The organism is Kitasatospora sp. MAA4 (assembly GCF_029893355.1).
In the GTDB taxonomy this organism is placed as follows: Bacteria; Actinomycetota; Actinomycetes; order Streptomycetales; family Streptomycetaceae; genus Kitasatospora.
On sequence record NZ_JARZAI010000033.1, the window covers coordinates 51,739 to 76,603 of the forward strand.

Below are 24,865 nucleotides of genomic sequence, written 5' to 3' on the forward strand. Positions count from 1 at the left end.
TGTATCCGGAGGGACCGGCTGCGAACCGTCAGGCCGCGCTCGCCGGTTTCGCCGTGGCGACCGGTGGGCAGTCTCAGGAAAACGGCCCCGCGTGATCAGCGGGGCGACCTGCCGCGGGACACGCCGGCGGGTACTGGGGGCGACCGGGGGGCACTGGGGCAGGCAGATACGACGAAGGGACGCCGGTGAGGGCGTCCCTGATGATCGCGTCCCGTGCGGAAGCGGAATGCGTCAACATGCGGCGAGGTCGACCGATCGGTTCAGGGCCGGTCGACAGCGATCGTGGATTCAGGTGAGCGCGGGCTCGCGCTGCTCCAGATCGATGCTGCTGAGCAGAGAGTGCTCGTCAGCGACAGCTACGAGTGCGTCGTTCTCAGCCTGCATCCGAGTCAGCTCGGATTCCAGGTCCTGGACGCGCAGCTGAAGCCGCCGCATCTCGGAAAGCATTCGCGGGTCGGGGCCGCCGACGTACCCGAGAAGCGCCTTTGCCATGATGAATGGTCCTCCACGCTGAGTGACCGAACCGGTACGGTATAGGTCGAGGGAAGGGGTCACGCACGCGCTGCGGATAACGGGCAGTGCTGGCTGGGCATACAGGTCAAACACTGTGGATGTACGGCCACAGGGCATGGCCCTGCCCGAAAAACGCGATCGAGTGCGCGGGTTTCCAGCGTCTCACCAAAGACCCTACGGGTCAACACGATCACCGCGTGCTACGACGCCGCTGTCACCTGCATGGCGGGATGGGCACACCATGGGGTCGCGGAGGTGTCCACCCGGTGGAGGTGGATCACTGCTCGATGCGGAGTCAACCACGGCAGGGCGCCGATCGCAACCGCGCAGTACGGCAGGTTGACCCGGGGGGCACCCGTTCCGGTGATCTTCCGACTGGGCGCCACCCGCTCGGGCGCACCGGGGCGACGGAGCGTGATCGTCAGCGGATGGCGAACCCGTCGTAGCCGTCGCCGGTGGCGCTCCAGATCTCGGTCACGCCGGCCACCCGCCCGGGGGTGTCGGGGCCGCGCAGCAGTGCCAGCAGGCGCTCGCAGTCCCGGTGGGCCCCCTCGGCGACCACCTGCACCCGACCGTCGCCCAGATTGCTCGCGTAGCCGGTCAGGCCGATCTCCAGCGCACGCGCCCTGGTCCACCAGCGGAAGCCGACCTGCTGCACGGACCCCCGCACCCAGATGGTGGCTCGGACTACTTCTTGCATCCCACGACCATAGTCGGGCAATACCGGTCACTTCACGCCGACGCCGAGAGCCCTGACGTACGGTCCTTGCACGACGACACACAGTGACGGATCGAGGAGCTGACGCCATGACACGACCCGGACTACTGACGCTCGCACTCTGCTGTGCCGCCCTCGCGGCCGGCACCGGCCACGCCACCGCCGCCGCATCGGGCGACCCCTCGGCGCGGGTGCTGGCGCTGGTCAACCAGGACCGCCGGCAGGTCGGCTGCGGACCGCTGACCGCCGACCGGCGGCTCGACGCCCTGGCCCAGCGCCACAGCGACGACATGGCCGCCCGCGGCTTCTTCGCCCACACCGACCCGGACGGCCGCAGCCCGTGGGACCGCGCCCGGGCCGCCTCCATCGGCTACCTCGGCGGCGAGAACATCGCGCGCGGCCAACCGACCCCCGAGGCCGTGGTGAGCGCCTGGATGGACAGTCCCGGCCACCGCGCCAACCTGCTCGACTGCCGCTTCACCACCCTGGGCACCGGCCTGCACCAGGGCGCGGGCGGCCCGTGGTGGACGCAGGACTTCGGCTACCCGCAGAACGCCCGCTAGACCCCGGCCCGGCCGCGGCCCCGGTCACCCGGTCATCCGGTCGGCCGCGGGACCTCGCGGCCGACCGGGTGAATCGGCGGGCGCCGGCTCAGAAGTCCCCGCCGCCACCGCCGAAGTCGCCGCCTCCGAAGCCACCATCGGAGAAGCCTCCGTCGGAGAAGCCCCCGCCGAAGTCCTGAGCGTTGAAGTCGCCGCCGGAGAAGTCGCCGCCCTGGAAGGAGGAGTCCTGCCCGCCGCCCTCGTACCCGTCCGGGCCGGAGGCCGCCCAGGCGTCGCCGCCGGAGAAGACCGAGCCGAGCATGGTGCCGACCAGCAGGCCCGGCAGCAGGCCCGAGCCGTAGCCGCCGAAGTAGCCGCCCGCCCACGGCCCGTAGGCGGGACCGGCGTTCCAGTAGGGCTGGGGTCCCTGGTCGGTCTGGACGGTGCGGATCGCCGGGTCCAGGCCGACGGCCAGCCGCTGCGCGTCGGCCGCGCAGACCGGCACGGTCCGGGCCGCGCCGCCCTCCGGCGCCCAGTCCGCGTCCTGCGTGGACGGGCCGTGTCGCGGGTCGAAGAAGCACGGCGGACGGCGGTCCGGCAGCGGCCGTCCCTCGCGGCGGGCGGCCAGCGCGGCCAGCGCGAACCGGCCGTCCTCCAGCGCCTCGGTGACGGCCCTGACGTCGGCGGGCTCCTTCGCCGCGTCCATGGTGCGCTTGGCGCTCTCGTAGGCGTCCAGGGCGTGCGTGTAGTCGGCGCGCTGGGCGTCGTCCGCGTCAGCGGCGGCCGGGCTGAAGTCCAGCCGCTCCAGCTCCTCGCCGAAGGCGGTGATGTCCTCGTCGACCACGACGCGCAGCCGGTCCAGCTCGGCGGCCCGCTGCTCGGCCCTGCGCTTGGCAGCGCGCCGGAAGAGCAGGAAGACGCCGCAGCCGGCCAGCGCCAGCAGCACCAGCGGAACCACGATCGCCGCAGTGCTGAAGCCGGACGAGCCCGCGGACCCGGGCGCGTGGCCGTGCACCTGGGGCGCAGCGTTGTCGACGAAGCTGTTCAGGGTGCCGTTGACGTCGCCCCGGTGCGCGTCGAAGGCGGCCTGCGCGTAGTTCTGCGCACTCTGCTGGGAGAGCGCGCCCGGGTTGCTGCCCACCGCGAACTCGGTGCCGCGCCAGACGGCGTAGACACCGTTGACGCCGGTGGTGGTGCGCAGGTCCCTGATCACCGTCTTCGCCGGGTACTGGTCGGTGGCGGGCACCACCGCGACGAATATCGGCTTGTCGACGGCCTTGATCCGGGCGGTCAGCGCGTCGGCCTGGGCCTGCGAGAACTGGCCCGTCATCGCCGGGTCCACGTAGACCCTGCCCTGCTTGAGCGCGGCGGAGGCGGCGTCGAGACCGCCCGCGGCGGACGCGGCGCCGGGGGCGAGCAGCAGGAGCAGCAGCCCGAGCAGCGCCACCAGGGCGGCGGCCGGACCGGTGACCCGGGAACGGCGGGAAACGATTCTCATAGCCCCGACGCTACCGGGCCGCCGAACCGTTCCTCCGAGCCCGCGGCGCGCCGCGGATTCCCAGGCGGAGTCGCACGAGGCGCCAACTTCGCGCCGATGCAGTCGAGTTGGATCGCATGGGCAATAATGGCCCAACAATCGGTCAACACTATTACTCTTACGCAAGTGTGACGTTCGGCACGCCCCCTCGAACCCGGTAGCCTTCGCGCTCTCCGGAGACGAACGTCGGCAGCCGTCCCGACGCGACCGCCGGTACCACCGGCCGACCTCACGAGGGTAGGAACATGGCAGGCCAATGGGCGGGTGCGCCCGCCGAAGAGGCGGAGGGGCACGCCGAGGTCCCCGGGCAGCGACGAGCCCCGGCCGAGCGGCCCACCACCCGCAGAGCGGACCTGCGACGGGCTCCGCAGTCCCCGGCCGGCGCACGGAGGGACGGACGGCGCGCGTGCCGCGCGCACAACCGCCGCCCGGCGCGCGGGACCGGCGGCACGGCCGCGCTGCTGGTGCTCGTCCTACCGCTCGTAGGTGCGCTCCTTGACCAGCTGTTCGGTTCCGGTCCGGGCTGGACCTTCGGCGTGCTCACCGTCCTCGGCACCGCCGCGGCCGCCTGGCTGAGCAGCCGGGCCGGCTGGTGGTGGGTGGTTACCGCCCCTCCTCCGGTGGTACTCGTCGTCACGGCCGCAACCCAACTACTGGCCGACTCGTCTAAGTACCAGGACGGGAAAGCGCTGGCCACCGACGCCGCGCGGTGGGCCATCCACGGGTTCCCGGTGATGGCGTCGGCCGTCGCGGCCGCCGTCGCCGTGGTGTCGGTGCGCGTCGTACGAGAGAGCGGAGGTCGTCGTGCCTGAGCACACCGGAGCCGGCCGGGGCGGTCGCCCCGCCCGCCGGACCGCGGCGCAGCGCCGCACCGCGCCGCTGGTCGTCGCCGGCCGGACGATCGCCTGTGCGACCTCGCTCGCCGTGCTGGGCACCTGCGGTTTCAGCTGGTACGCCTACCAGTCGCTGACCAACGGCCTGACCACCTCCAGTGCCCTGAACGACCTCAGGAACGGCGCGCCGCCGCATCTGGACAACTCGGTCAACCTGCTGCTGATCGGCCTGGACAGCCGCAAGGACATGAACGGCGACGACCTGCCCGGCCAGTTCGTCCAGGACGAGCTGCACGCCGGATCCAGCAGCGAGGTCGGCGGCTACAACACCAACACCCTGATGGTGATGCACATCCCGGCCAACGGCGGGCAGGTCACCGCGCTCTCCATCCCGCGCGACGACTACGTGCAGACGGTCGGCGCCGACGGGAAGATGCACAAGATCAAGGAGGCCTACGGCATCGCCAAGTCGATGGCCGAGGCCAAGTTGGGCGGCAAGGGGCTCTCCAAGGCCGACTTGGAGAAGCAGACCCGGGAGGCCGGCCGCAAGGCCACCCTGGCGACCGTGCAGTCCTTCCTGGGCATTCCGATCGACCACTTCGCCGAGGTCAACCTGCTGGGCTTCTACGACATCGCCAAGGCCGTCGAGCCCATCCAGGTCTGCCTGAACCACGCCACCAAGGACCCCGCGATCGAGGGCCAGGGCTCCGGCGCCGACTTCACCGCGGGCCTGAACACCCTGAACGCCTCGCAGGCGCTCTCCTTCGTCCGCCAGCGGCACAACCTGGCCAACGGCGACCTCGACCGCACCCACCGCCAACAGGCCTTCATCTCCTCGGTGGTGGCGAAGCTGAAGAGCGCCGGGGTGATCGGCGACCTGGGGAAGATGCAGCAGCTCTTCGACGTGGTCAAGAAGGACGTGGTGATGGACGACCGCTGGAACGTCCTGGACTTCGCGCAGCAGGCGCCCAACCTCTCCGGCGGACACGTCGAGGCCAACACCCTGCCGATCGCCGGCTTCGCGACCGTCAACGGGCAGGACGTGAACAAGGTCGACCCGGTCCAGATCAAGCGGATCGTCCAGCAGTTGACCGGGCACGACCCCGCCCCGGCCGCGGCGGCCTCCGCCGACAGCCCGGCGGAGGCCGCCCCCTCCGCTCCCGTGCCCTCGGCCGGAAAAGCCTCCGGGACGGTCGACGTGATCAACACCTCGGCCAGCGCCGGCGCCGCCGCCACCGAGTCCAAGGCGCTGACCGCACTGGGCTTCACCGCCGGCCGGATCGGCCAGGGACCTCGGCAGACCAGGACCACGGTCACCTACGGCACCGGCGCCAAGGATGCGGCCGACCAGATCGCGGCCCGCTACGGCGTGACGGCGACCGCGAGTTCGGCGACCCGCGCGGGGCATGTCGAGCTCACCCTGGGCACCGGCTACACCCCGCCGGGCGGCGCTCCCGGCGCCGCGCCACCCCCGTCCGCCGGCGGCCCGGCGGACCCGGCGGCCAACATCCCGATGCAGGGTCCCCCGGTGAAGATGGGCGGCATCCCCTGTGTCGACTAACCCCTGTGTCGACTGAACCCTGCGTCGGCCGGCGCCCGCCGGGGTTCCTCACCCGCATGCAGCACAGGGCATAGTGGGAGCATCCGCGCTGTGCACAGCGTTTTAGCTGATCGGAGTACTTGGTGATCATCGGCCTCGTGACCGCCGTGGCGGCCTCCGCCTGTTACGGCACCGGCTCGGTGCTACAGGCAGTCGGCTCCCGCCGGTCGGCCCGCGAGGAGGCGGCCGCGGCCGCCGGCACGACGGCAGCGGACGACGCCCCGGCGATGGTCACCGAACACGGCGGCCCGAGCCTCACCTCCACCGCCAAGGCCGTGGTGACCTGGGAGTTCATCCTCGGCACCGCACTCGACCTGATCGGCTTCCTGCTCGGCGCACTGGCCGCCCGCCTGCTGCCGCTCTTCCTCTCCCAGACGGTGATCAGCGCCAACCTGGTGATCACGGCGGTGCTCAGCATCAGGCTGCTCGGCATGCGGCTCAAGCGGCCCGAGTGGGCCTCGATCGCGGTGGTCTGCGCCGCGCTGGTGATGCTCGCGGTGGCGGCAGGGCCGGAGGGCACCGGCACGACGCCGATCGCCACCCACTGGTGGCTGCTGCTGATCTCGGTGGCGGTGATCGCCGGCGGCTCGCTGGTGGTGCGCCGACTGGGCACCAGCGGGGCGATCGTGGCCGGCCTGCTCTCCGGCCTCGGCTTCGGCGCGCTCGGCATCGGGGTGCGCATCCTGAACGGCGTGGACCCCCTGGACCTGGGCCAACTGCTCAGCGACCCGGCCCTCTACGCGATCCTGGTCGGCGGCCTGGGCGGGATGTACCTGCACACCGTCGCCCTGCAGATCGGCTCGGTGAACGGTGCGACCGCCGCCCTGGTGGTCGGCGAGACCGTGGTCCCGGGCGTGATCGGGGTGCTCTGGCTGGGCGACGCCACCCGGCACGGCCTGGGGTGGATGGGCATCGCCGGCTTCGTCCTCGCGGTCGCCGGCGCGGTCGCGGTGGCCCACTTCGGGCAGGGCGAGGAGGCGCTGCCGGCCGGCGCCCGGGAGCCCGAACTCACCACCCGCTGACCGGGATCAGCGCGGCCGGGGGACGCGCTGGCAGCGCGGGCAGTAGTAGCTGGAGCGGTTCATCCAGGCGGCCCGCCGGATCGGGGTGGCGCAGCGGTAGCAGGGCTCGCCCTCGCGGCCGTAGGCGTCCAGCGAGCGGGAGAAGTAGCCGCTCTCGCCGTTCACGTTGACGTAGAGGCTGTCGAAGCTGGTGCCGCCGACCGCCAGCGCCGCGTTCATCACCTCGCGGGCGTTGGCCAGCAGGGTGGCGGCCAGCGGCCGGGTGAGGCTCTCGGTGGGGCGGTCGTAGTGCAGCTTGGAGCGCCAGAGCGCCTCGTCCGCGTAGATGTTGCCGACCCCGCTGATCAGCGTCTGGTCGAGCAGAGCGCGCTTGACGGTGGTGCGGCGGGCGCGCAGCGCGACGGTGAAGGCCGCGTCGTCGAAGCGGGGGTCGAGCGGGTCGCGGGCGATGTGCGCGAGCGAGACCGGGGTGGCCTCCGGGTCGCCGGCCTCGGCCTGCTCGACGGCGAGGCCGCCGAAGGTGCGCTGGTCCACGAAGCGCAGCTCGCGCCCGCCGTCGGTGAAGCGCAGCCGGACCCGCAGGTGCGTCTCGTCCGGGGTGGCCGGGTCCTGGACGAGCAGCTGCCCGCTCATCCCGAGGTGGCCCAGCATCGAGCTCTCGCCCTCGTCCAGCGGGAGCCAGAGGTACTTGCCGCGCCGCTGGGCGCTGCCGAGCGTGGTACCGGTGAGCAGGGCGGCGAACTCGCCGGCCCCGGCGGCCTGGCGCCGCACCGCGCGCGGGTGCAGAACCTGCACCTCGGCGACGGTACGGCCGGTCACCCAGCGCGCGAGTCCGCGCCGGACGACCTCGACCTCGGGCAGTTCGGGCACGGCGCGGCTCCCGTCTTTGCCGGTCGGTCTTAGGCGGCGGGGTCGGCGTGCTTGGCCTTGATCGCGCGCCAGGCGCTCTCGGCGGCCTTCTGCTCGGCTTCCTTCTTGGACCGGCCGGTACCGCTGCCGTAGTCCTCGCCGGCCACCCGGGCGGCCGCGTTGAAGGTCTTCTCGTGGTCCGGACCGGACTCTTCCACGACGTACTCGGGCACGCCGATGCCCACCGAGGCGGTCAGTTCCTGGAGGCTGGTCTTCCAGTCCAGGCCGGCGCCCAGCTGCGAGGACTCCGCGATCAGGGGATCGAAGAGCCGGTGCACGAACTCGGTCGCGGCCGGCAGGCCCTGGTCAAGGTAGATGGCGCCGATCACGGCTTCGACGGTGTCCGCGAGGATCGAGGACTTGTCGCGTCCGCCGGTGCCCTCTTCGCCCTTGCCGAGCCGGATGAAGGTGCCGAGCTCCAGGCCGCGGCCGACCTCGGCCAGCGCACGGGAGTTCACCACCGCGGCGCGCAGCTTGGCGAGCGTGCCCTCCGGGACATCCGGGTGGATGCGGTAGAGGGTGTCGGTCACCACAAGGCCGAGCACCGAGTCCCCGAGGAACTCCAGGCGCTCGTTGGTGGGCAGCCCACCATTTTCATAGGCGTACGAACGGTGGGTCAGCGAACGCACCAGAAGGGCGCGCTCAAGTGTGTACCCGAGGCGCCCTTCCAGGACGTCGTAGTCGGTCGACGCCGGCCCGCCGCCCTTCCCCCCATTGCTGGGAGACGACTTGCGGGAGGAGTTGTCATCCGACATCGAACGCCCGCCGATCAGACCGAGAGGACCTGGCGACGGTTGTACGTGCCGCAGCTCGGGCACGCGGTGTGACCGAGCTTCGGCTCGTGGCAGCGGTCGCACGCCACGAGGGCCGGGACGACGGCCTTCCAGTTGGAACGTCGGTGGCGCGTGTTGCTGCGCGACATCTTCCGCTTCGGAACAGCCACGGCTACTTCTCCTGATCTTCGGCAGAACCCTCACGGGTGCTGCTGGTCTTGATTCCGTCACCCTCGTCGCCAGGGGCGGCGGAGAGTCCCTGCAATGCCGCCCACCGGGGGTCGGCGACATCATGGTGGTGGTCCGGGTCGTCGCTCAGGCGTGCTCCGCATTCGGAGCACAGACCCAGGCAGTCTTCCTGGCACACCGGCTGCAGCGGCAGTGCAAGCACCACCGCGTCACGCAGCACCGGCTGAAGGTCGAAGTAATCGCCCTCCAACCGGTAGATCTCATCCTCGTCCTCGTCGGACTGCTCCTCGTCGGAGGTTCCGCCGGTCCGGGTGCGCCCGCGCTCGTCGGCCTCCGGGTAGTAGTACAGCTCCTGGAAGTCGACGTCGAGGCTGTCCTCGACGGGCTCCAGGCAGCGCACACACTCTCCGGCGACGTCGGCCTCAACGGTGCCCGTAACGAGCACCCCTTCGACCACCGACTCCAGGCGCAGCTCCAGGACGATCTCGCTGTCCGCAGGAACGCCGATCACGTCGACGATCCCCAGGCCCTCGGGGGCCTTCAGGGTGCGGGACACCTTGCGCAGCGAACCGGGGCGACGGCCGAGCTCATGCGTGTCGAACACGAGCGGGTCGCGGTGGTCGAGGCGGTTCAAGGTGTCCTGACTTCCTACGGCGGGCGCATTCCTGCGCCACGCGAGTGGTTCTTGGGGTTGGTCCGGGTGCCTGGCACTGGTGCGCGGGCAGCCGAACAGTCCGGTATGGAAAGACCGGAGTGGTCAGACTACCGGAGAGCGGCGCCAGGCCCAACTCAGCGGCCGCCGAGCTCCCGGAGCCTGGTCATGTCGATCATGCTGGTGTCGAAGAAGCTGGTCTCGTCCAGACCGGCCTGCACCGGGTGCGGCTGCTGCTGTTGCTGGTAGCCGTACGGGTCGTAGCCCTGCTGCTGCGCGGCCGGGTAGGGCTGCTCCTGCTGCTGGTAGCCGTAGGGCGCCGCCGCGTACGGGTCGGCCTGCTGCTGGCCCTGGTAGCCGTACTGGCCCTGGCCGCCGTACGGGTCGGCCTGGACCGCCGGGTCGTAGCCACCGCCGTAGACCTCGGCGTACTCGTTGCCGCCTTGCTGCTGCTGGGCGTACGGGTTCTCCTGGCCGCCCTGGTACTGCGCCGCGGCGGCGTACGGGACGTCGCCGGGCGCGGCCTGCCAGCCGGCCTCGACGGGCGTCTGCTCGGGCCAGCTCTGCTGCTGCGGCACCTCGGCCCGGTACCAGGTGGGCTGGTCCTCGCCGGTGTCCGCGAGGTGGGCGAAGCCCTCCTCCTCGGCGAAGCCGGAGGCCACCGCCTCGGCGCGGTCCTTCTGGCTCTGGGCCTCGTCCGCGGCGGCCAGGTAGGCGCCGAGCTCGTCGATCGGGGCCTTGCCGAGCAGCTTGTCGCGGCCGCGGCCGACCGCCTCCAGGGTGCCGCTGAGCACGGCCTGCAGGGTGGCCAGCTTCACATCGACGTACTCGTCGACCTCGGGGCTCGGGGTGTCGCGCGGCTGGAACTCCTCGCCGTCCCCGTCGTTGTTCTCGTACGCACTCTGCTCGCCGCGCAGCTTGTCCCGGCCGCGGCCGACCGCGCCCAGCGTCTTGGTCAGCACGACCTCGAAGTTGGCCAGCTTGCTGTCGACGTAGTCGTCCGCCTCCTGGCGCTTGGCGGCGATCTCCTCGCGCGCCTCGGCCAGGATCCGGTCGGCCTCCGCCTGCGAACGGCGGACCACCTCGGTGTCCGAGATCAGCGAGCCGCGCTCGGCGTGCGCCCCCTGGATGATCAGATCCGCCTCACCGCGGGCGTCCGCCACCAACTGCTCGTGGTCGGCCATCACCGACTGGGCCTGGGCGAGTTCGGTCGGCAGCGCCTCGCGCAGCTCCTGGAGCATGGCGACCAGCTCGGCCCGGTTCACCACACAGGAGGACGACATGGGCATCGAGCGGGCGTTCTCGACCGCGGCGACGATCTCATCGACTTTGTTCTGCACGTCCACGGGTCTTCGTGTCTTTCCGTGTGCCGCCGAGATACGGGCGGAGGCAGCGGAGCCGGGCGGCACCCGGGGGTGTCCGGGGAAGCCGCGAGGCGGGAGTACAGACTGTACGTCCACCACGGGGTGGGGTGACAACGCCGTGCACCGCGCCGCCACCCGGGAGGCGGACAGCGCATGACGATCCGCCAGCCGGGACTACTGTGCGGCGCGCTCGGCGATCCGGTCGACCAGGCGCTGGTGGACCACCGGCGGGATCAGGTGCGAGACGTCGCCGCCGTACGAGGCCACCTCCTTGACCAGGGTCGAGGAGAGGAAGCTGTAGGTCGGGGAGGTCGGCACGAAGAGCGTCTCGACGCCGGTCAGACCGCGGTTCATCTGGGCCATCTGCAGCTCGTAGTCGAAGTCGCTGACCGCCCGCAGGCCCTTGACGATGGCCGGGATGTTGCGCGCCTTGCAGAAGTCCACCAGCAGGCCGTGGTGCGACTCGACCTCGATGTTGCCGTAGCCGGCGGTGGTCTCCTCGATCAGCGCGATGCGCTCCTCGATGCTGAACAGGCCCTGCTTGTTCTTGTTGATCAGCACCGCGACGTGCACGACGTCGTAGAGCTTGGAGGCCCGCTCGATGATGTCGAGGTGGCCATTGGTGATCGGGTCGAACGAGCCCGGGCAGACGGCGCGGCGCATGAGGTGGGTGTCCCTTCGGTAGTTCGCCCGGTCAGTTCGCCCGGCCGGCTGCGGCGGCCTCGGGCCCGGTGGCCTGGCCGTACCAGAGCGTGCCCTCGCCGTAGCGGCGCGAGCGCAGTGCTTCGAAGCCCTCGGGCCAGCCGAACTCGCCGCCACGGGTGCTGCGCTCCACGGTGACGAGTGCGTCGTCCGTGAGCCAGTCCCCCGAGCGGAGTGTGATCAGCATCTCGCACAGCTCCTGGTCCGTGACCGCGTACGGCGGGTCCAGGAAGACCACGTCGTACGGCTCCTCGGGCGCCCGGCCGGCGACCACCCGCTCGGCCCGGTCGGCGCGCACCTCCGCGCCCGGCAGCGCCAGCGTCCTGACGTTCTCCCGGATCACCTTGGCCGCCGAGGCGTCCGCCTCGACCAGCAGGACGTGCGCGGCGCCCCGGGAGAGCGCCTCCAGGCCCACCGCGCCGGAACCGCCGAAGAGATCGAGCATGCGGACCCCGGCGAGGGTGCCGCGCAGCGCCTGCAGCGTGGAGAACATCGCCTCGCGGGCCTTGTCGGAGGTCGGGCGGGTGCTGCGGCCTGGCGGTACGGCCAGCCGACGGCCACCGGCCACCCCGGCGATCACGCGGGTCATGACGATCCTGAACTGTCGGAGCTGTCTCTGCCATGACCACGCTATACGCCCTCCTGCCCGGGACCGGACAGGAGGGCGGTGGGTCGGGCAGCGGCTACTCCTGGGGCACCGCGCCCAGCAGGGCGGGCGAGGCGTAGCGGGACCAGGAGAGGCAGCCGTCGGGCGGGCAGTGCTCGGGGCGGCGCGGGTCGTGGCCCAGCTCGCGCAGCTTGGTACGGACGGAGTCCGGCGTGCGGCCGAACCGGGCGGCTATCCGGGCGATGGTCTCGTTCTCGTGGAAGCGCCGGACCAGCTCCTCCTCGTGCTGCGGCACCCAGGGGGCGCCGTGGCCGGGGTAGAGCTCGCGCAGCACGTCGCGGTCGGGGATCGGCTCGGAGACGTCGGCGACGATCGCCAGGGCGCGCAGGGCGCGGTTGAGCGCGATCCGCAGGCTGGCGACGTCCTCCACCGGGAGGCGGAGCCGGCCGGAGGCCAGCGGGTCGGCGGCCGCGCCCTCGCGCCAGCCGGTCAGGGTGAGGGTGACCTCTCGGTCGTCGTCGCTGGCGAGTTCGATCCGAAAGACCTTGTCGCCGAGCGGGAGCTCGTTGAGATGACGGAATGCCACGGCAGGACCCCCAAGTGTCGTGCCAGGAACGCACCTTGGGGGTGCGCCCTGAACACCTTCATTCTCTCGTGGGGCACTGACAATCAGCCTTTCTCGAGGTACTCCGCACGGTCCTCGTCGAGCAGGCTCTCCAGCGCGGTTCGCAGGTCCGGATGGTCCGTCAGCTCCGGGTCGACGGCGACCAGCCGGGCCGCCTCCTCGCGGGCGGTGGCGATGACGTCCTCGTCCTCCAGCACGGAGAGAACCTTGAGCGAGGACTTCACGCCGGACTGCGCCTGGCCCAGCACGTCGCCCTCGCGGCGCTGCTCCAGGTCGATCCGGGAGAGCTCGAAGCCGTCCAGCGTGCCGGCCACCGCGTCCAGCCGGGCCCGCGCCGAACTGCCGGCCGGCATCTCGCTGACCAGCAGGCAGAGCCCGGGCGCGCTGCCGCGCCCGACCCGGCCGCGCAGCTGGTGCAGTTGGGAGACCCCGAAGCGGTCGGCGTCCATGATCACCATGGCGGTGGCGTTCGGCACGTTCACGCCGACCTCGATCACCGTGGTCGCCACCAGGACGTCCACCTGGCCGGCCGTGAAGCGCCGCATGACGTCGTCCTTGGCCTCCGGCGTGAGCCTGCCGTGCAGGATCTCCACCCGCAGTCCCGCCAGCGGGCCCTTGGCCAGCATCTCGGCGGTGGCCACCACGGCGAGCGGCGGGCGGCGCTCGTCGCTGCCGGCGCCGAGATCCTCGGGGTCGTCGGCGGCGGCCTTGCGGCGCTTCTTCGGGTCCTCCGGCTCGTCGCCGATCCGCGGGCAGACCACGTACGCCTGATGGCCCTTGCCGACCTCCTCGCGGATCCGCTCCCAGGCCCGGGCGAGGAAGTTGGGCTTCTCCAGCGAGGGCACCACATGGCTGGAGATCGGCGAGCGGCCGGCCGGCAACTGGTCCAGGACCGAGGTCTCCAGATCGCCGAAGACCGTCATCGCCACCGTGCGCGGGATCGGCGTCGCGGTCATCACCAGCAGGTGCGGGGGCTTCTCGCCCTTGGCGCGCAGCGCGTCGCGCTGCTCGACGCCGAACCGGTGCTGCTCGTCCACGACGACCAGGCCGAGATCCTGGAACTGCACCTTGTCCTGGATCAGCGCGTGCGTGCCGATCGCGATCCCGGCGTCCCCGCAGGCCATGTCGAGCAGCACCTGGCGGCGGGCCGGCACGCCCATCGAGCCGGTCAGCAGGACCACCTTGGTGCCCAGCTCCGAGCCCCCCAACATCCCTCCCTCGGCCAACTCCCCCATCATCTCGACGATCGAGCGGTGGTGCTGCTGAGCGAGCACCTCGGTCGGCGCCAGCAGCACCGCCTGGCCGCCGGCGTCCACCACCGTGAGCATCGCCCGCAGCGCGACCATCGTCTTGCCGCTGCCGACCTCGCCCTGCAGCAGCCGGTGCATGGGGTGCTCGGTCGCCAGGTCGCCGAAGATCTCGGCCGAAACGGTCTGCTGGCCCTGGGTCAGGGTGAACGGGAGCTTGGCGTCGAAGGCATCCAGCAGGCCGCCGGAGCGGGCCGGCCGGGCGACCGCGGGCAGCGCGGAGTCGGCGGCCCGGCGCTGCGCGAGGGCGACCTGGAGGACGAACGCCTCGTCCCAGCGCAGCCGGTTCTGCGCGCGCTCGCGGTCGGCGTGGGTGCGCGGGCGGTGGATCGACTCCAGGGCCTCGGGCAGCGGGATCAGCGCGTGCTCGGCCCGCAGCTCGGCCGGCAGCGGCTCGCCCACGCCCTCCCAGCCGGTGGCGGCGAGGGTGTCCAGCGCCATGTCCACGCACTGGGACAGCTTCCAGCTCGGGAACTGGGCGCTGGCCGGGTAGACCGGGATGAGCCGGCCGGCGAACTTCTCGGCCACCGAGGAGTCCGCGTCGGCGTCCAGCAGCTGGTAGTCGGGCGCGGCCAGCTGCCTGGTCCGGTTGAAGACGCCGACCTTGCCGGCGAACAGGCCCTGCGAGCCGGGCCGCAACTCCTTCTGCCGCCAGCCCTGGTTGAAGAAGACCAGCGTCAGCTTGCCCCGGCCGTCGGTGACCACCACTTCGAGGCGGTCGCCGCGGCGCTGCTTGAACGGGATCAGGGTGACCTTCTCGATCCGCGCGAGCACCGTGACGTGCTCGTCCACGTCGAGGTCGTCCAGGCTGGTCAACTCACCGCGTTCGGCGTACCGGCGCGGGTAGTGGTGCAGCAGGTCGCCGACCGTGCGCAGCTTGAGGCTGTCGGCGAGCACCTTCGCGGTGCGGTCGCCGACGAGCTTGGTCAGGGGTTCGTCCAGTGCGGCCATCACGCCCTATTGGACACCACGGGTCGGACAGGCGGCGTTACTCCACCCCGATGAGCAGCGGCGCGCTCTGCTGGCCGCCGTCGAAGACCACGGTGTCCACCTCGGGGCGCTGCCTGCGGGCGTGCGCCACCAACTGGTCGGCCAGGCCCGGCGGGACGCCCTCGCCGAGCACCAGGGTGACCAGCTCGCCACCGGCCGCGAGCATCCGGGAGAGCAGCTCGGCGCCGGTGGCGGCGATGCCCTGGCCGATCACCGCCACGTCGCCGTCGATCAGGCCGAGCACGTCGCCGGCCTGGCAGACCCCGGCCATCGTCCAGGACTCCCCCTCGGCCACGGCCAGTTCGGCGTACCGGGTGGCGCCGGCGGCCGAGGTCATCGCGACCACGTCCTCGTCGAAGCGGCGCCCCGCCTCGTGCACGGCGAGCGCGGCCAGGCCCTGCACCGGCGAGCGGGTGGGCAGCACGGCGACCCGGACGCCCTCCTCGCGCAGCTGGTCGGCGGCGGCGCCGGCGGTGGCCCGCAGCTCGGCGTCGTTGAGCAGCACGATCACCTCCCCGGCCGCGCAGCCCCGGACCGCCTGCGCCAGCTCGGCGCTGGACGGCGGCGCGTCCGGGTCGGCCCGCAGGACGGCGGCGCCGGCCTGGAGGCAGAGCTCGGCCAGCCCCTCGCCGGTGACCACGCTGAGCACGGCGCGAGCGGCCGGACCGGCCTCGCCGCCCGTCCCCGCGCGGGCGGCGGCCTCGGCGAAGTGGGTGATCCGGATCCGGTACGGCCGGCCGGCCTCGACACCGGCCTCCACCGCCGCGCCCGCGTCGTCCACGTGCACATGGACGTTCCACAGCCCGTCGCCGCCGCCGACCACCAGCGAGTCGCCCAGACCCGCCAGGCGCTCGCGCAGCGCGGGCAGCGCCGCGTCGGGCGCGTCCAGCAGGTAGATCACCTCGAAGGCCGGGTGGCCGGGCCCGGGCGGCCGCAGATGGCCCTCGCAGCCCGCCGCCGCGACGGTTCCCAGATCCTCGCCCAGCGCGACCGGGCCCATCGGCTGCTGCCCGGTGACCGCGTCCGCGAGCGCGCCCAGCACCGCGACCAGACCGCGCCCGCCGGCATCCACCACGCCCGCCCGGGCCAGCACGTCCAGCTGGGAGGGGGTGCGCAGCAGGGCCTGCCGGGCCTCCTGGTGGGCGGCGCCGGCGATCTCCGCCAGGCCGCCGCCGGCCTGCTCGGCCCGCTCGGCGCTGTCGGCGGCGCAGGCGGCCACCGTCAGCAGGGTGCCCTCCACCGGCTCGGCCACCGCCTGGTAGGCCGCCTCGCAGCCGCGGCGCAGGGCCGCGCTCAGCGCCTGGGGTCCGCCGCCGCGCTGCGCCAGCACCTCGGCCGTCCCGCGCAGCAGCTGGGCCAGGATCACCCCGGAGTTCCCGCGGGCGCCGATCAGCGCGCCCTTGGCCATCGCCCTGACCGCGATGTCCAGGCCGGGTTCGCCGGTGGCGTCGAAGCACTCCTCGACGGCGGCGGTGGCGGACTCGGCGGTCAGGTAGAGGTTGGTCCCGGTGTCCCCGTCCGGCACGGGGTACACGTTGAGCGCGTCGATCTCCTCCCGGGCCTGGCCGAGCGCGGACAGCGCGAGCCGGCACCAGGTGCGGACGGCGAGGGCGTCGAGCGTGTCCTGCACCGGGTCTCCTCCAGGTGAACGCGACGGGAACGTGGGGCGCGACCGGGAAGACCGGGCCCCGGTGCCCTTCGGCAGGTTATCCGGGCGGTGACGGGATCACTGCTGGCAGGAGGCCTGGCGGGGGCGACGGCCCGGCCGGTCGTGGTAATTTCGTTGAACGGGAGTAGCCGTTGTATGCTGCTCCGGTTGCCTGGAACAGTCCAGGCTCACCCCTTGAGTCGATCCGGGTCACGCGAGTGCTCCGGGGCGGATCAGCCGGGGTTTTCGAACGTAAATGATTCTGAAGTCTTGGAGTGACTCCTGTGGCTGCCAACTGCGACGTCTGCGGCAAGGGGCCGGGCTTCGGCAACAGCATCTCCCACTCGCACCGCCGTACCCCTCGTCGTTGGAACCCCAACATCCAGAGGGTGCGCGCTGTGATTGGGCGGACGCCGAAGCGGCTCAACGTCTGCACCTCGTGCATCAAGGCCGGTAAGGTCTCGCGCTGACGCGCAGACCGGTAAGCCGGTCCTCCAGTAAGCCGATTCATCCTCGGATGGGTCGGCTTTCTGTTTGGTCTTCATACCACTCTGTAGGGCCCGGCACACTGTGCCGGGCCCTACAGAGGTTTTCTCAGTGCTGCGGCTGCCGCTGCCGCCACGCGTGGTCGACCGGGCCGATGCCCTCGCCGAGCGCGAAGCCGGCCCGGATCGCCCCGGTGACGTACTCCTTGGCGGCCGCGACGGCGGACGGCATGTCCTGGCCCTTGGCGAGCTCGGAGGCGATGGCGCTGGCCAGCGTGCAGCCGGTGCCGTGGGTGTGCCGGTTGTCGTAGCGGGCCGAGCGGAACCAGTGCTCTGAGCCGTCCGCGCCGACCAGCAGGTCGGCGGCCTCGCCCGCCAGGTGGCCGCCCTTGACCAGCACCCAGCGCGGGCCGAGCGCCAGCAGCGCCTCGGCCGCCGGGCGCATCTCGCGCTCCTCGACGACGGTGATGCCGGTGAGCTGCGCCACTTCGTGCAGGTTCGGGGTGGCCAGCGTGGCGACCGGCAGGAGGCGTTCCCGGACGGTGGCGACGGCCTCGGCGGCGAGCAGCGCGTCGCCGTGCTTGGAGACGCCGACCGGGTCCACCACCACCGGCGCGTCGACGCCGGCCAGCAGCTCGGAGACCGTCTCGACCAGCTCGATCGAGGCGAGCATGCCGGTCTTCACGGCCTGCACGCCGATGTCGTCCACCACACTGCGGAACTGCGCCCGGACGGCCTGCGCCGGCAGCTCCCAGTAGCCCTGGACGCCCAGCGAGTTCTGCGCGGTGACGGCGGTGATCACGCTCATCCCGTGCACGCCGAGGGCCAGCATGGTCTTGAGGTCGGCCTGGATGCCGGCGCCGCCGCCTGAGTCGGAGCCGGCGACGGTGAGGACCCGCGGGGGGGCTGTTGCAGCAGACATGTCGCCCAACCTACCGGGCGAGCCTCACAGCACCGCTTCCGATTCCGCCCACTGGTCCGGCGGGACGGTCTTCAGACGGTGGACGGCGTCGGCGACCGGCAGCAGCACGATCTCGGTGCCGCGCAGCGCGGTGAAGTGCCCGAAGGCGCCCTTGTGCACGGCCTCCACGGCGTGCCAGCCGAAGCGGGTGGCGAGCACCCGGTCCCGGGCGGTGGGGGTGCCGCCGCGCTGGACATGGCCGAGGATGACCGGCTTGGACTCCTTGCCGAGCAGGTCCTCCAGTTCGTGCGCGAGCCGGGTGCCGATCCCGCCGAACGTCTGGTGGCCGTACTGGTCGACCGAGCCGTGGTCGAAGGGGAACGTGCCGGGCGCCGGCTTGGCGCCCTCGGCGACCGCGATGATGGCGAAGGTCTTGCCTCGCTCGAAGCGCTCCTCGATCATCCGGGCGACCGCCTCGATGTCGAACGGCTTCTCCGGGATGAGGATGCCGTGCGCGCCGCCCGCCATGCCCGCGGTGAGGGTGATCCAGCCGGTGTGCCGGCCCATCAGCTCGACCACCATGACCCGCTGGTGCGACTCGGCGGTGGTCTTCAGCCGGTCGATCGCCTCGGTGGCGACGTGCACGGCGGTGTCGAAGCCGAAGGTGACGTCGGTGGCCTCGATGTCGTTGTCGATCGTCTTGGGCACGCCGACCACCGGCAGCCCGGCGTCGCTGAACATCTTGGCGGCGGTCAGCGTGCCCTCGCCGCCGATCGCGATCAGCGCGTCGATGCCGAGGTTGCCGGCCAGGATGCGGGCGTTCTGGACGGCCCACTCGATCCGCTCGCGCTGCACCCGCGCCGAGCCGAGGATGGTGCCGCCCATGGTGAGCAGGCCGGTGACGTCGTCGTGGCTGACGATCCGGGCCCGACCCTCGATCAGGCCCCGGAAGCCGTCCTCGATTCCGAGGATCTCGTCCCCGTGCACGTCCAGGCCCCGATGGACCACCGAGCGGATCACCGCGTTGAGCCCGGGGCAGTCGCCACCACTGGTCAGAACACCGATTCGCATACTGGCTGTGCTCTCCCGCTCCGTGCTCAACCCGGACAGACGCCGACAATCAGCGCAAGCCTAGCGGTCGCGGGTGTGAGCCAGGTCACTGCGCGAAGTGGTCCCACCCCGCGGTGCGCTCCCAGGGGGCGCCGTCGACGGTCACCCGGCCCTTGCGGCCGGGGCGGGCCGGGGCGGTCACCTCGCCGACCACGCGCCAGCGGGCCGGCAGCTGGACGCCTGCCGGGAAGGTCGCCACGATGGCGTGGTCCTCGCCTCCGGAGAGCACCCAGACCAGCGGGTCGACGCCGACCGCCTGGCCGATGTCGGCCATCTGCGCGGGCACGTCGAAGTCGGCGGCCTTCAGGTCGATGTCCACCGAACTGGCGGCGGCCACGTGCCCGAGGTCGGCGACCAGGCCGTCGCTGACGTCGATCATCGAGGTCGCGCCGAGCTCGGCCGCCGCCGGACCCGCGTGGTACGGCGGCTCGGGGCGGCGGTGCGCCTCGACGAAGGCGCGCGGCGAGCGGAAGCCGCGCGACAGGACGGTGAGGCCGGCCGCGGACCAGCCCAGCCAGCCGGTCACCGCGACCACGTCGCCGGTCCTGGCGCCCGAACGCACCACCGGCGCGCGGCCCTGCAGGTCGCCCAGCGCGGTGATCGCCAGGGTGATGGTGTCGCCGCGGACCACGTCCCCGCCGACCACGGCGGCGCCGGCCACCTGGCACTCGTCGCGCAGACCGTCCATCATCTCGGTGGCCCAGGTGGTGGGCAGGTCCGCGGGGGCGACCAGGCCCAGCAGTATCGCGGTCGGCACCGCGCCCATCGCGGCGATGTCGGCGAGGTTCTGGGCGGCGGACTTGCGGCCCACGTCGTAGGCGGTGGACCAGTCGCGGCGGAAGTGCCGACCCTCGATCAGCACGTCGGTGGTGGCGACCACCCGGCCGTCGGGGGCGCGGACCACGGCGGCGTCGTCGCCGGGACCGAGTTCCACCGCCGGGGTGAGCGGCAGTCGGGCGGTGAGTTCCCTGATGAGCCCGAACTCGCCGAGCTCGCCCACGGTCCCCTGCATGTGCCGTCCTCTCCTGCATCCTCGCGCGGTCGTACGGCGGCACGGCGCGCTCCCCGCGCGAAGCGTACGCCCCTGGAGTACCCCGAGGTCTCCCCTCCCGGGCCTGCCGCGCGGTAGCGTGGTGATCCAGCTCCCTGCGGCGTGCCCGCACCACCCATCCCACCGTGCGGCCCGCCGGCGGAGCCTGTTGTGGACCAGCACCCCCAGCCGCCGGGAGGTTCTCCGTGGTACAGGCATACATCCTGATCCAGACCGAAGTGGGCAAGGCCACTGCCGTGGCCCAGTCCATCGCCAAGATCGCCGGCGTTCTGCAGGCCGAGGACGTCACAGGTCCCTATGACGTCATCGTCCGCGCCGAGGCGGACACCGTCGACGACCTGGGCCGTCTGGTCGTCGCCCAGATCCAGCAGGTCGAGGGGATCACTCGGACCCTGACCTGTCCGGTGGTGCACCTGTAGGAGCGCACCCGGCGGCGACGCCAGGCGGCCCCGGCGCACCACGCGCCGGGGCCGCCGTGCTGTCGGAAGCAGACCGTCAGCGCAGGCCGGTGGAGCGGCGCAGCGCCGCCTGGAGCAGCCGGTCGATCAGCTCGGAGTACGGCACTCCGGTCGCCTCCCACATCTTCGGGTAGGCCGAGATCGGGGTGAAGCCGGGCATGGTGTTGATCTCGTTGACCACCCAGCGCCCGTCGTTGAGCAGGAAGAAGTCGACCCGGGCCAGGCCCTCGCAGCTGAGCGCCTCGAAGGCGGCCACCGCCTGACGGCGGATCTCCGCCGTCTCGGCCTCGGTCAGCTTCGCCGGGATCTGCACCTCGGAGGAGTCGATGTACTTCGCCTCGAAGCTGTAGAAGTCGAAGCCGCCGCCGACCAGCACCTCGGCCGGCACGCTGGCCCGCGGGCCGTCCTCGAACTCCAGGACGGCGCACTCGATCTCGCGGCCCTCAAGGCCCGCCTCGACGATCACCCTGGGGTCGTGCCGGCGGGCCTCGTCGATCGCGGCGTCCAGCTCGGTGAGGTCCTTGACCTTGGTGATCCCGATGCTGGAGCCGGCCCGGCAGGGCTTGACGAAGACCGGCAGGCCCAGCGCGGCGATCCGCTCGCGGGCTGCGGCGCGCCCCTGCTCGCTCTCCCAGTCGCGCGGGCGGACCATCGTGTACGGGCCGACGCCGATGCCGAAGGACTCCAGCACCCGCTTGGTGTACTCCTTGTCCATGCCGACCGCGCTGGCCAGCACGCCGGAGCCGACGTACGGCACTCCGGAGAGCTCCAACAGGCCCTGCAGCGTGCCGTCCTCGCCCCACGGGCCGTGCAGCAGCGGCAGCACGACGTCGACCTCGCCGAGCACCTTGGGCGCGGCACCGGGCTCGCTCCAGAGCACCTCGCGGGAGGCCGGACTGGACGGCAGGACGACCTGGCCGTCCAGCTGTTCGGCGATCTGCGCGACGTCCGGCAGGCGGCCGTCGGTGATCGCCATCCGGGACGGCTCGTCGCTGACCAGGGCCCAGCGGCCCTCGTGGGTGATGCCGATCGGCAGCACGTCGTACTTGGTCCGGTCGACGGCCTTCAGGACGCTGCCGGCCGTGGACACCGAGATCGCGTGCTCGGAACTGCGGCCGCCGAAGACGACGGCGACGCGAGGCTTGCGCCCGTCGCCGGTGGTCTGCGGGTTCGGGGAGGTCGGTTCGATGCTCATATCGGACATGAGACTACCGTGCGACTCCTTGGTTCCCCCGTAGCGTGCTCAGCTCAGCGCCGCTCGGACTTCGCCGAGCGGGCCATCAGCTGGGTCAGCGCCTGCTGGGTGGGCCGGCCGTTGTGCACCACGTCCACCACCGCCTCGACGATCGGCATGTCGACGCCGCTGCGCCGGGCCAGGTCCAGCACCGACTCGCAGGACTTCACGCCCTCCGCGGTCTGCCGGGTCGCCGCGATGGTCTCGGCCAGCGACATCCCGCGGCCCAGGTTGGTGCCGAAGGTGTGGTTGCGGGAGAGCGGTGAGGAGCAGGTGGCCACCAGGTCGCCCATCCCGGCCAGCCCCGCGAAGGTCAGCGGGTCCGCGCCCAGCGCCACGCCGAGGCGGGTGATCTCGGCCAGTCCCCGGGTCATCAGGGTGGCCTTGGTGTTGTCGCCCAGGCCCATCCCGTCGGCCATGCCGACCGCCAGGCCGATCACGTTCTTGACCGCGCCGCCCAGTTCGCAGCCGACCACGTCGGTGTTGGTGTAGGGGCGGAAGTACGGTGTGTGGCAGGCCGCCTGGAGCCGCTGGGCGACCGACTCGTCGGCGCAGGCGACGACGGTCGCGGCCGGCTGGCGGTTGGCGATCTCGGGGGCCAGGTTGGGCCCGCTGACCACCGCGACGCGCTCCGGGCCGACGCCGGCCACCTCGCTGATCACCTCGCTCATCCGCTTGGCGGTGCCGAGTTCGATGCCCTTCATGAGGCTGACCAGGACGGTCTTCGGGTCCAGCAGCGGGGTCCAGGCCGCGAGGTTCTGCCGCAGGGTCTGCGAGGGCACCGCGAGTACCGCGAAGTCGGCGCCGGCCAGCGCGGCGGCCGCGTCGGTGGTGGCGCCCACGCCGGCCGGGAGCTTGAGGTCGGGCAGGTAGTCGGGATTGACCCGGGTGGTCGCGATGGCGTCCACCAGCTCCTGGCGCCGGCCCCAGAGGGTCACCTCGCAGCCCGCGTCGGCCAGGATCATCGCGAAGGCGGTCCCCCAGGAACCGGTTCCGAAGACTGCACAGCGGGTCACTTGGCGGACTCCTCATCGGTGGTGACGGCGCGGTCGCGCCGGTCGGCGGCCAGTTGGCCGCGGGCCTGCGAGGCCCGGCGCATGTCGAAGCGCTCGGCGGGCGGCTGCTCACCGCGGATGCCGGCCAGCACGTCGGTGATGGCCGTCATGATGTCCTCGGTGGCCTCGCGCAGCACCTGCGCGGTGATCTCCTGACCCTGATACCTGCTCAGGTCCACCGGCGGACCGGCCACCACCTGCACCCGGTGCCGGGGGAAGAGGCTGAGGCTGGCCTTGCCCTTGCCGCGCCCGCCGTAGCCGTACGGCGGGAAGATCTCGTGGGCACCCCAGTGCGCCACCGGGATGACCGGCGCGCCGGTCATCAGGGCCACTCTGGCCGCGCCGCTCTTGCCGGTCATCGGCCACAGGTCGGGGTCCCGGGTGAGCGTGCCCTCGGGGTAGAACTGCACGACCTGGCCGTGGTTGATCGCGTCGATGGCGGCCCGGAACGCCTTGGCGGCGTCGGTGGAGTCGCGGTACACCGGGATCTGGCCGGTCTTGCGGAGCATGAATCCGATGAACGGCACCGAGAAGACCGCCGACTTGCCGAGCATCCGCGGCGGGCGGCCGCTGTTGTACTGGAAATGCGCGTAGATCAGCGGATCGATCACCGAGTTGTGGTTCACCACCGTCAGGAAACCGCCCTCCTTGGGGAAGTTCTCCCAGCCGCGCCATTCCGGCTTCACCAGTGCGGTCGTCACCGGTTTCACCAGGACCGCGGCGAAGCGGTACCAGATTCCGTAGTCCGCGTTGCCGAAACTGGCGTACGAGCGGCGGGCCACCCCAGGTCCTCCTCGTGTGGTGCGGCACGTGGGGTGCCGCAACTGTCAGTGTGTCCTTGGGTCCGGTCCGAGTGACCAACAGCACGTCACACCCCGCGGGGCTGTCTGGCGCGGACTCCCGGCCCGGCGCCAGAATGGCGCGGATGACCCAGCACACCGTACGCCCAGTCTCCCCCGCCGCGCGGGGCCGGTGGTCCGGCCGGTCGTCGGGTTGGTCGCTGATCGTGCCGGTCAAGGCGCTCGCGCGGGCCAAGACCCGACTGGGTGAGTACGCCGGCGAGCACCGCGAGGAACTCGCGCTGGCCTTCGCGCTGGACACCGTGGCGGCCGCGCTGAACTGCCCCGCCGTCGACCGGGTCCTGGTGGTCTCGGACGACCCGGTGGCCGGGCCGCTGCTGGCCCGGTTGGGCGCGGTGCTGGTGATCGACGAGCCGGGCGGCGGCCTCAACCCCGCACTGGCGCACGGCGCCGCCCGCGCGCGGGTGCTGGCCCCCGACGCGCCCCTCGCCGCCCTCTCCGCCGACCTCCCCGCGCTGCGGCCGGACGAACTGGCGCGAGTGCTGGCCGCGGTACCCGCGCCCGGGCGCGCCTTCCTGGCCGACTCCCCCGGCATCGGCACCACGCTGCTGGCCTGTTCCCCGGGCCGACCGCTGGAACCGGCCTTCGGCGGCGCCTCGCGCGCGCGGCACACGGCGGGCGGAGCGCTCGAACTCGCGCTCCCCGACGTGCCGTCCGTGCGCCGGGACGTCGACACCGCGGCCGACCTCGCCGAGGCGCTGCGCCTGGGCGTCGGCCCGCGCACGGCCTCCGCGGCGGCTGCGCTGGTCCGAACTCCGTCTGTCGGTGGGGCGGTCTAAGCTGACGGCATGCAGGCCACCGCGTTCACTTACGACTCCGAGACCCGGTCCGGCTCCGTGCTGCTGGACGACGGCACCGCGGTGCCCTTCGACGCCGCCGCGTTCGACGCGGGCGGCCTTCGGCTGCTGCGGCCCGGCCAACGGGTGCGGATCCGCACCGAGGGTGCGGGGGACGCTCGCCGGGTGGTCTTCGTGACCTTGCAGACCTTCGCCGACCCGGGCGCCTGACACCGGACTTAGACCGACGCACACGACACAGCCGCGGGGGGGGGGGGGGGGGGGGGGCGGGGGGGGGGGGGCCGGGGGGGGGGGGGGGGCCGGGGGGGGGGCGGGGGGGGCGCGGGGGGGGGGTGGGGCCGGTTTGCTGGGGGGATCGCAACCGGTAGGAGGGCCAGTCATGC

Annotated in this window: 27 protein-coding genes; 8 read left to right on the plus strand and 19 right to left on the minus strand. The window is 72.4% G+C overall.

Annotation, left to right across the window (positions count from 1 at the left end; all coding sequences use genetic code 11):
* Nucleotides 1-288: 288 nt before the first annotated feature.
* Entirely contained in the window at nt 289-492 is a 204-nt protein-coding gene (locus tag P3T37_RS31900; RefSeq protein WP_035797752.1) for a hypothetical protein, read from the minus strand.
* 442 nt (nt 493-934) lie between these two features.
* Nucleotides 935-1,213: an acylphosphatase gene (locus P3T37_RS31905; protein ID WP_280727400.1), complete on the minus strand. Its 279-nt coding sequence runs from the start codon at nt 1,211-1,213 to the stop codon at nt 935-937.
* 107 nt (nt 1,214-1,320) lie between these two features.
* Here P3T37_RS31905 and P3T37_RS31910 point away from each other — a divergent pair, with 107 nt between their 5' ends.
* Complete coding sequence (locus P3T37_RS31910; RefSeq protein WP_280727401.1) at nt 1,321-1,794, plus strand: CAP domain-containing protein; 474 nt, start codon at nt 1,321-1,323, stop codon at nt 1,792-1,794.
* A gap of 88 nt (nt 1,795-1,882) precedes the next feature.
* On the opposite strand, the gene P3T37_RS31915 is transcribed toward P3T37_RS31910, so the two are convergent.
* Nucleotides 1,883-3,271, minus strand: a complete 1,389-nt coding sequence (locus tag P3T37_RS31915) for a hypothetical protein (protein WP_280727402.1) — start codon at nt 3,269-3,271, stop codon at nt 1,883-1,885.
* A gap of 284 nt (nt 3,272-3,555) precedes the next feature.
* Between P3T37_RS31915 and P3T37_RS31920 the strand changes: the two genes are divergently transcribed.
* The 3 genes from P3T37_RS31920 (at nt 3,556) to P3T37_RS31930 (ending at nt 6,765) form a co-directional block, all read left to right on the plus strand.
* Nucleotides 3,556-4,122 carry a DUF6542 domain-containing protein gene (locus P3T37_RS31920; protein WP_280727403.1) on the plus strand — a complete coding sequence of 189 codons (567 nt, stop codon included), beginning with the start codon at nt 3,556-3,558 and terminating at the stop codon, nt 4,120-4,122.
* Nucleotides 4,115-5,704, plus strand: a complete 1,590-nt coding sequence (locus tag P3T37_RS31925) for an LCP family protein (RefSeq protein WP_280727404.1) — start codon at nt 4,115-4,117, stop codon at nt 5,702-5,704. The genes P3T37_RS31920 and P3T37_RS31925 overlap by 8 nt, the downstream gene beginning before the upstream one ends.
* A 122-nt stretch (nt 5,705-5,826) precedes the next feature.
* Nucleotides 5,827-6,765, plus strand: coding sequence for a hypothetical protein (locus P3T37_RS31930; RefSeq protein ID WP_280727405.1), 939 nt, complete (start codon nt 5,827-5,829; stop codon nt 6,763-6,765).
* 6 nt (nt 6,766-6,771) lie between these two features.
* Here P3T37_RS31930 and mutM read toward each other — a convergent pair whose 3' ends face one another.
* From mutM to P3T37_RS31980, 10 genes are all read right to left on the minus strand, one after another.
* Nucleotides 6,772-7,635 carry a bifunctional DNA-formamidopyrimidine glycosylase/DNA-(apurinic or apyrimidinic site) lyase gene (mutM, locus tag P3T37_RS31935; protein WP_280727406.1) on the minus strand — a complete coding sequence of 288 codons (864 nt, stop codon included), beginning with the start codon at nt 7,633-7,635 and terminating at the stop codon, nt 6,772-6,774.
* 29 nt (nt 7,636-7,664) lie between these two features.
* Nucleotides 7,665-8,429 carry a ribonuclease III gene (gene rnc / locus P3T37_RS31940; protein ID WP_035797760.1) on the minus strand — a complete coding sequence of 255 codons (765 nt, stop codon included), beginning with the start codon at nt 8,427-8,429 and terminating at the stop codon, nt 7,665-7,667.
* A gap of 14 nt (nt 8,430-8,443) precedes the next feature.
* Complete coding sequence (gene rpmF / locus P3T37_RS31945) at nt 8,444-8,617, minus strand: 50S ribosomal protein L32 (protein WP_035797762.1); 174 nt, start codon at nt 8,615-8,617, stop codon at nt 8,444-8,446.
* A 2-nt stretch (nt 8,618-8,619) separates the two neighbouring features.
* The gene (locus P3T37_RS31950; RefSeq protein WP_280727407.1) at nt 8,620-9,270 is read right to left on the minus strand and encodes a DUF177 domain-containing protein; all 651 of its coding nucleotides are present in this window, start codon (nt 9,268-9,270) and stop codon (nt 8,620-8,622) included.
* Nucleotides 9,271-9,425: 155 nt separating this feature from the next.
* Entirely contained in the window at nt 9,426-10,634 is a 1,209-nt protein-coding gene (locus P3T37_RS31955; RefSeq protein ID WP_280727408.1) for an ATP synthase F0 subunit B, read from the minus strand.
* Between the two features lie 192 nt (nt 10,635-10,826).
* Complete coding sequence (gene coaD, locus P3T37_RS31960) at nt 10,827-11,315, minus strand: pantetheine-phosphate adenylyltransferase (protein ID WP_280727409.1); 489 nt, start codon at nt 11,313-11,315, stop codon at nt 10,827-10,829.
* Nucleotides 11,316-11,346: 31 nt separating this feature from the next.
* Nucleotides 11,347-11,943 carry a 16S rRNA (guanine(966)-N(2))-methyltransferase RsmD gene (gene rsmD, locus P3T37_RS31965; protein WP_280727410.1) on the minus strand — a complete coding sequence of 199 codons (597 nt, stop codon included), beginning with the start codon at nt 11,941-11,943 and terminating at the stop codon, nt 11,347-11,349.
* Nucleotides 11,944-12,037: 94 nt separating this feature from the next.
* Nucleotides 12,038-12,547 carry a hypothetical protein gene (locus P3T37_RS31970; protein ID WP_280727411.1) on the minus strand — a complete coding sequence of 170 codons (510 nt, stop codon included), beginning with the start codon at nt 12,545-12,547 and terminating at the stop codon, nt 12,038-12,040.
* An 83-nt stretch (nt 12,548-12,630) separates the two neighbouring features.
* Nucleotides 12,631-14,844 (minus strand): ATP-dependent DNA helicase RecG, encoded by a 2,214-nt coding sequence (recG, locus tag P3T37_RS31975; RefSeq protein WP_280727412.1) that lies wholly within the window; start codon nt 14,842-14,844, stop codon nt 12,631-12,633.
* A gap of 37 nt (nt 14,845-14,881) precedes the next feature.
* Nucleotides 14,882-16,513, minus strand: a complete 1,632-nt coding sequence (locus P3T37_RS31980) for a DAK2 domain-containing protein (RefSeq protein ID WP_280727413.1) — start codon at nt 16,511-16,513, stop codon at nt 14,882-14,884.
* A gap of 302 nt (nt 16,514-16,815) precedes the next feature.
* On the opposite strand from P3T37_RS31980, the gene rpmB reads away from it, so the two are divergent.
* Nucleotides 16,816-17,001: a 50S ribosomal protein L28 gene (gene rpmB / locus P3T37_RS31985; protein WP_083974744.1), complete on the plus strand. Its 186-nt coding sequence runs from the start codon at nt 16,816-16,818 to the stop codon at nt 16,999-17,001.
* Between the two features lie 124 nt (nt 17,002-17,125).
* Here the strand turns inward: rpmB and thiD are convergent, their stop codons facing one another.
* The 3 genes from thiD to P3T37_RS32000 all read right to left on the minus strand — a co-directional run bounded on the left by thiD (nt 17,126) and on the right by P3T37_RS32000 (nt 20,039).
* Nucleotides 17,126-17,938: a bifunctional hydroxymethylpyrimidine kinase/phosphomethylpyrimidine kinase gene (thiD, locus tag P3T37_RS31990; RefSeq protein WP_280727414.1), complete on the minus strand. Its 813-nt coding sequence runs from the start codon at nt 17,936-17,938 to the stop codon at nt 17,126-17,128.
* A gap of 24 nt (nt 17,939-17,962) precedes the next feature.
* The gene (locus P3T37_RS31995) at nt 17,963-18,988 is read right to left on the minus strand and encodes a 6-phosphofructokinase (RefSeq protein ID WP_280727415.1); all 1,026 of its coding nucleotides are present in this window, start codon (nt 18,986-18,988) and stop codon (nt 17,963-17,965) included.
* 85 nt (nt 18,989-19,073) lie between these two features.
* Nucleotides 19,074-20,039 (minus strand): thiamine-phosphate kinase, encoded by a 966-nt coding sequence (locus tag P3T37_RS32000; RefSeq protein ID WP_280727416.1) that lies wholly within the window; start codon nt 20,037-20,039, stop codon nt 19,074-19,076.
* 224 nt (nt 20,040-20,263) lie between these two features.
* Here P3T37_RS32000 and P3T37_RS32005 point away from each other — a divergent pair, with 224 nt between their 5' ends.
* Nucleotides 20,264-20,497, plus strand: coding sequence for an Lrp/AsnC ligand binding domain-containing protein (locus P3T37_RS32005; protein WP_280727417.1), 234 nt, complete (start codon nt 20,264-20,266; stop codon nt 20,495-20,497).
* Nucleotides 20,498-20,573: 76 nt separating this feature from the next.
* Here the strand turns inward: P3T37_RS32005 and P3T37_RS32010 are convergent, their stop codons facing one another.
* Genes P3T37_RS32010 through P3T37_RS32020 form a run of 3 tightly spaced genes read right to left on the minus strand, consistent with a single transcriptional unit; the run spans nt 20,574 to nt 23,607 of the window.
* Complete coding sequence (locus tag P3T37_RS32010) at nt 20,574-21,731, minus strand: D-alanine--D-alanine ligase family protein (RefSeq protein WP_280727418.1); 1,158 nt, start codon at nt 21,729-21,731, stop codon at nt 20,574-20,576.
* Between the two features lie 53 nt (nt 21,732-21,784).
* Entirely contained in the window at nt 21,785-22,786 is a 1,002-nt protein-coding gene (locus tag P3T37_RS32015) for an NAD(P)H-dependent glycerol-3-phosphate dehydrogenase (RefSeq protein ID WP_280727419.1), read from the minus strand.
* A complete protein-coding gene (locus P3T37_RS32020) occupies nt 22,783-23,607 on the minus strand; it encodes a lysophospholipid acyltransferase family protein (RefSeq protein WP_280727420.1) in 825 nt (274 codons plus the stop codon). Before P3T37_RS32020 ends, P3T37_RS32015 begins: the two co-directional genes overlap by 4 nt.
* Nucleotides 23,608-23,750: 143 nt before the next feature.
* Between P3T37_RS32020 and cofC the strand changes: the two genes are divergently transcribed.
* A complete protein-coding gene (gene cofC / locus P3T37_RS32025) occupies nt 23,751-24,464 on the plus strand; it encodes a 2-phospho-L-lactate guanylyltransferase (RefSeq protein ID WP_280727421.1) in 714 nt (237 codons plus the stop codon).
* A 9-nt stretch (nt 24,465-24,473) separates the two neighbouring features.
* Nucleotides 24,474-24,692 carry a hypothetical protein gene (locus P3T37_RS32030; RefSeq protein WP_280727422.1) on the plus strand — a complete coding sequence of 73 codons (219 nt, stop codon included), beginning with the start codon at nt 24,474-24,476 and terminating at the stop codon, nt 24,690-24,692.
* The last annotated feature ends 173 nt before the right edge of the window (nt 24,693-24,865 follow it).

Bases quoted from the DNA above. Each gene is read 5' to 3' on its own strand.
- P3T37_RS31905 (WP_280727400.1), bottom strand. From the start codon at position 1,213: ATGCAAGAAGTAGTCCGAGCCACCATCTGGGTGCGGGGGTCCGTGCAG.
- cofC (WP_280727421.1), top strand. From the start codon at position 23,751: ATGACCCAGCACACCGTACGCCCAGTCTCCCCCGCCGCGCGGGGCCGG.
- P3T37_RS32030 (WP_280727422.1), top strand. From the start codon at position 24,474: ATGCAGGCCACCGCGTTCACTTACGACTCCGAGACCCGGTCCGGCTCC.
- recG (WP_280727412.1), bottom strand. From the start codon at position 14,844: ATGGCCGCACTGGACGAACCCCTGACCAAGCTCGTCGGCGACCGCACC.
- coaD (WP_280727409.1), bottom strand. From the start codon at position 11,315: ATGCGCCGCGCCGTCTGCCCGGGCTCGTTCGACCCGATCACCAATGGC.
- P3T37_RS31900 (WP_035797752.1), bottom strand. From the start codon at position 492: ATGGCAAAGGCGCTTCTCGGGTACGTCGGCGGCCCCGACCCGCGAATG.
- P3T37_RS31995 (WP_280727415.1), bottom strand. From the start codon at position 18,988: ATGCGAATCGGTGTTCTGACCAGTGGTGGCGACTGCCCCGGGCTCAAC.
- rsmD (WP_280727410.1), bottom strand. From the start codon at position 11,943: ATGACCCGCGTGATCGCCGGGGTGGCCGGTGGCCGTCGGCTGGCCGTA.
- thiD (WP_280727414.1), bottom strand. From the start codon at position 17,938: ATGTCTGCTGCAACAGCCCCCCCGCGGGTCCTCACCGTCGCCGGCTCC.
- P3T37_RS32010 (WP_280727418.1), bottom strand. From the start codon at position 21,731: ATGAGCATCGAACCGACCTCCCCGAACCCGCAGACCACCGGCGACGGG.
- rnc (WP_035797760.1), bottom strand. From the start codon at position 8,429: ATGTCGGATGACAACTCCTCCCGCAAGTCGTCTCCCAGCAATGGGGGG.
- P3T37_RS31915 (WP_280727402.1), bottom strand. From the start codon at position 3,271: ATGAGAATCGTTTCCCGCCGTTCCCGGGTCACCGGTCCGGCCGCCGCC.
- P3T37_RS32000 (WP_280727416.1), bottom strand. From the start codon at position 20,039: ATGCAGGGGACCGTGGGCGAGCTCGGCGAGTTCGGGCTCATCAGGGAA.
- P3T37_RS31920 (WP_280727403.1), top strand. From the start codon at position 3,556: ATGGCAGGCCAATGGGCGGGTGCGCCCGCCGAAGAGGCGGAGGGGCAC.
- P3T37_RS31910 (WP_280727401.1), top strand. From the start codon at position 1,321: ATGACACGACCCGGACTACTGACGCTCGCACTCTGCTGTGCCGCCCTC.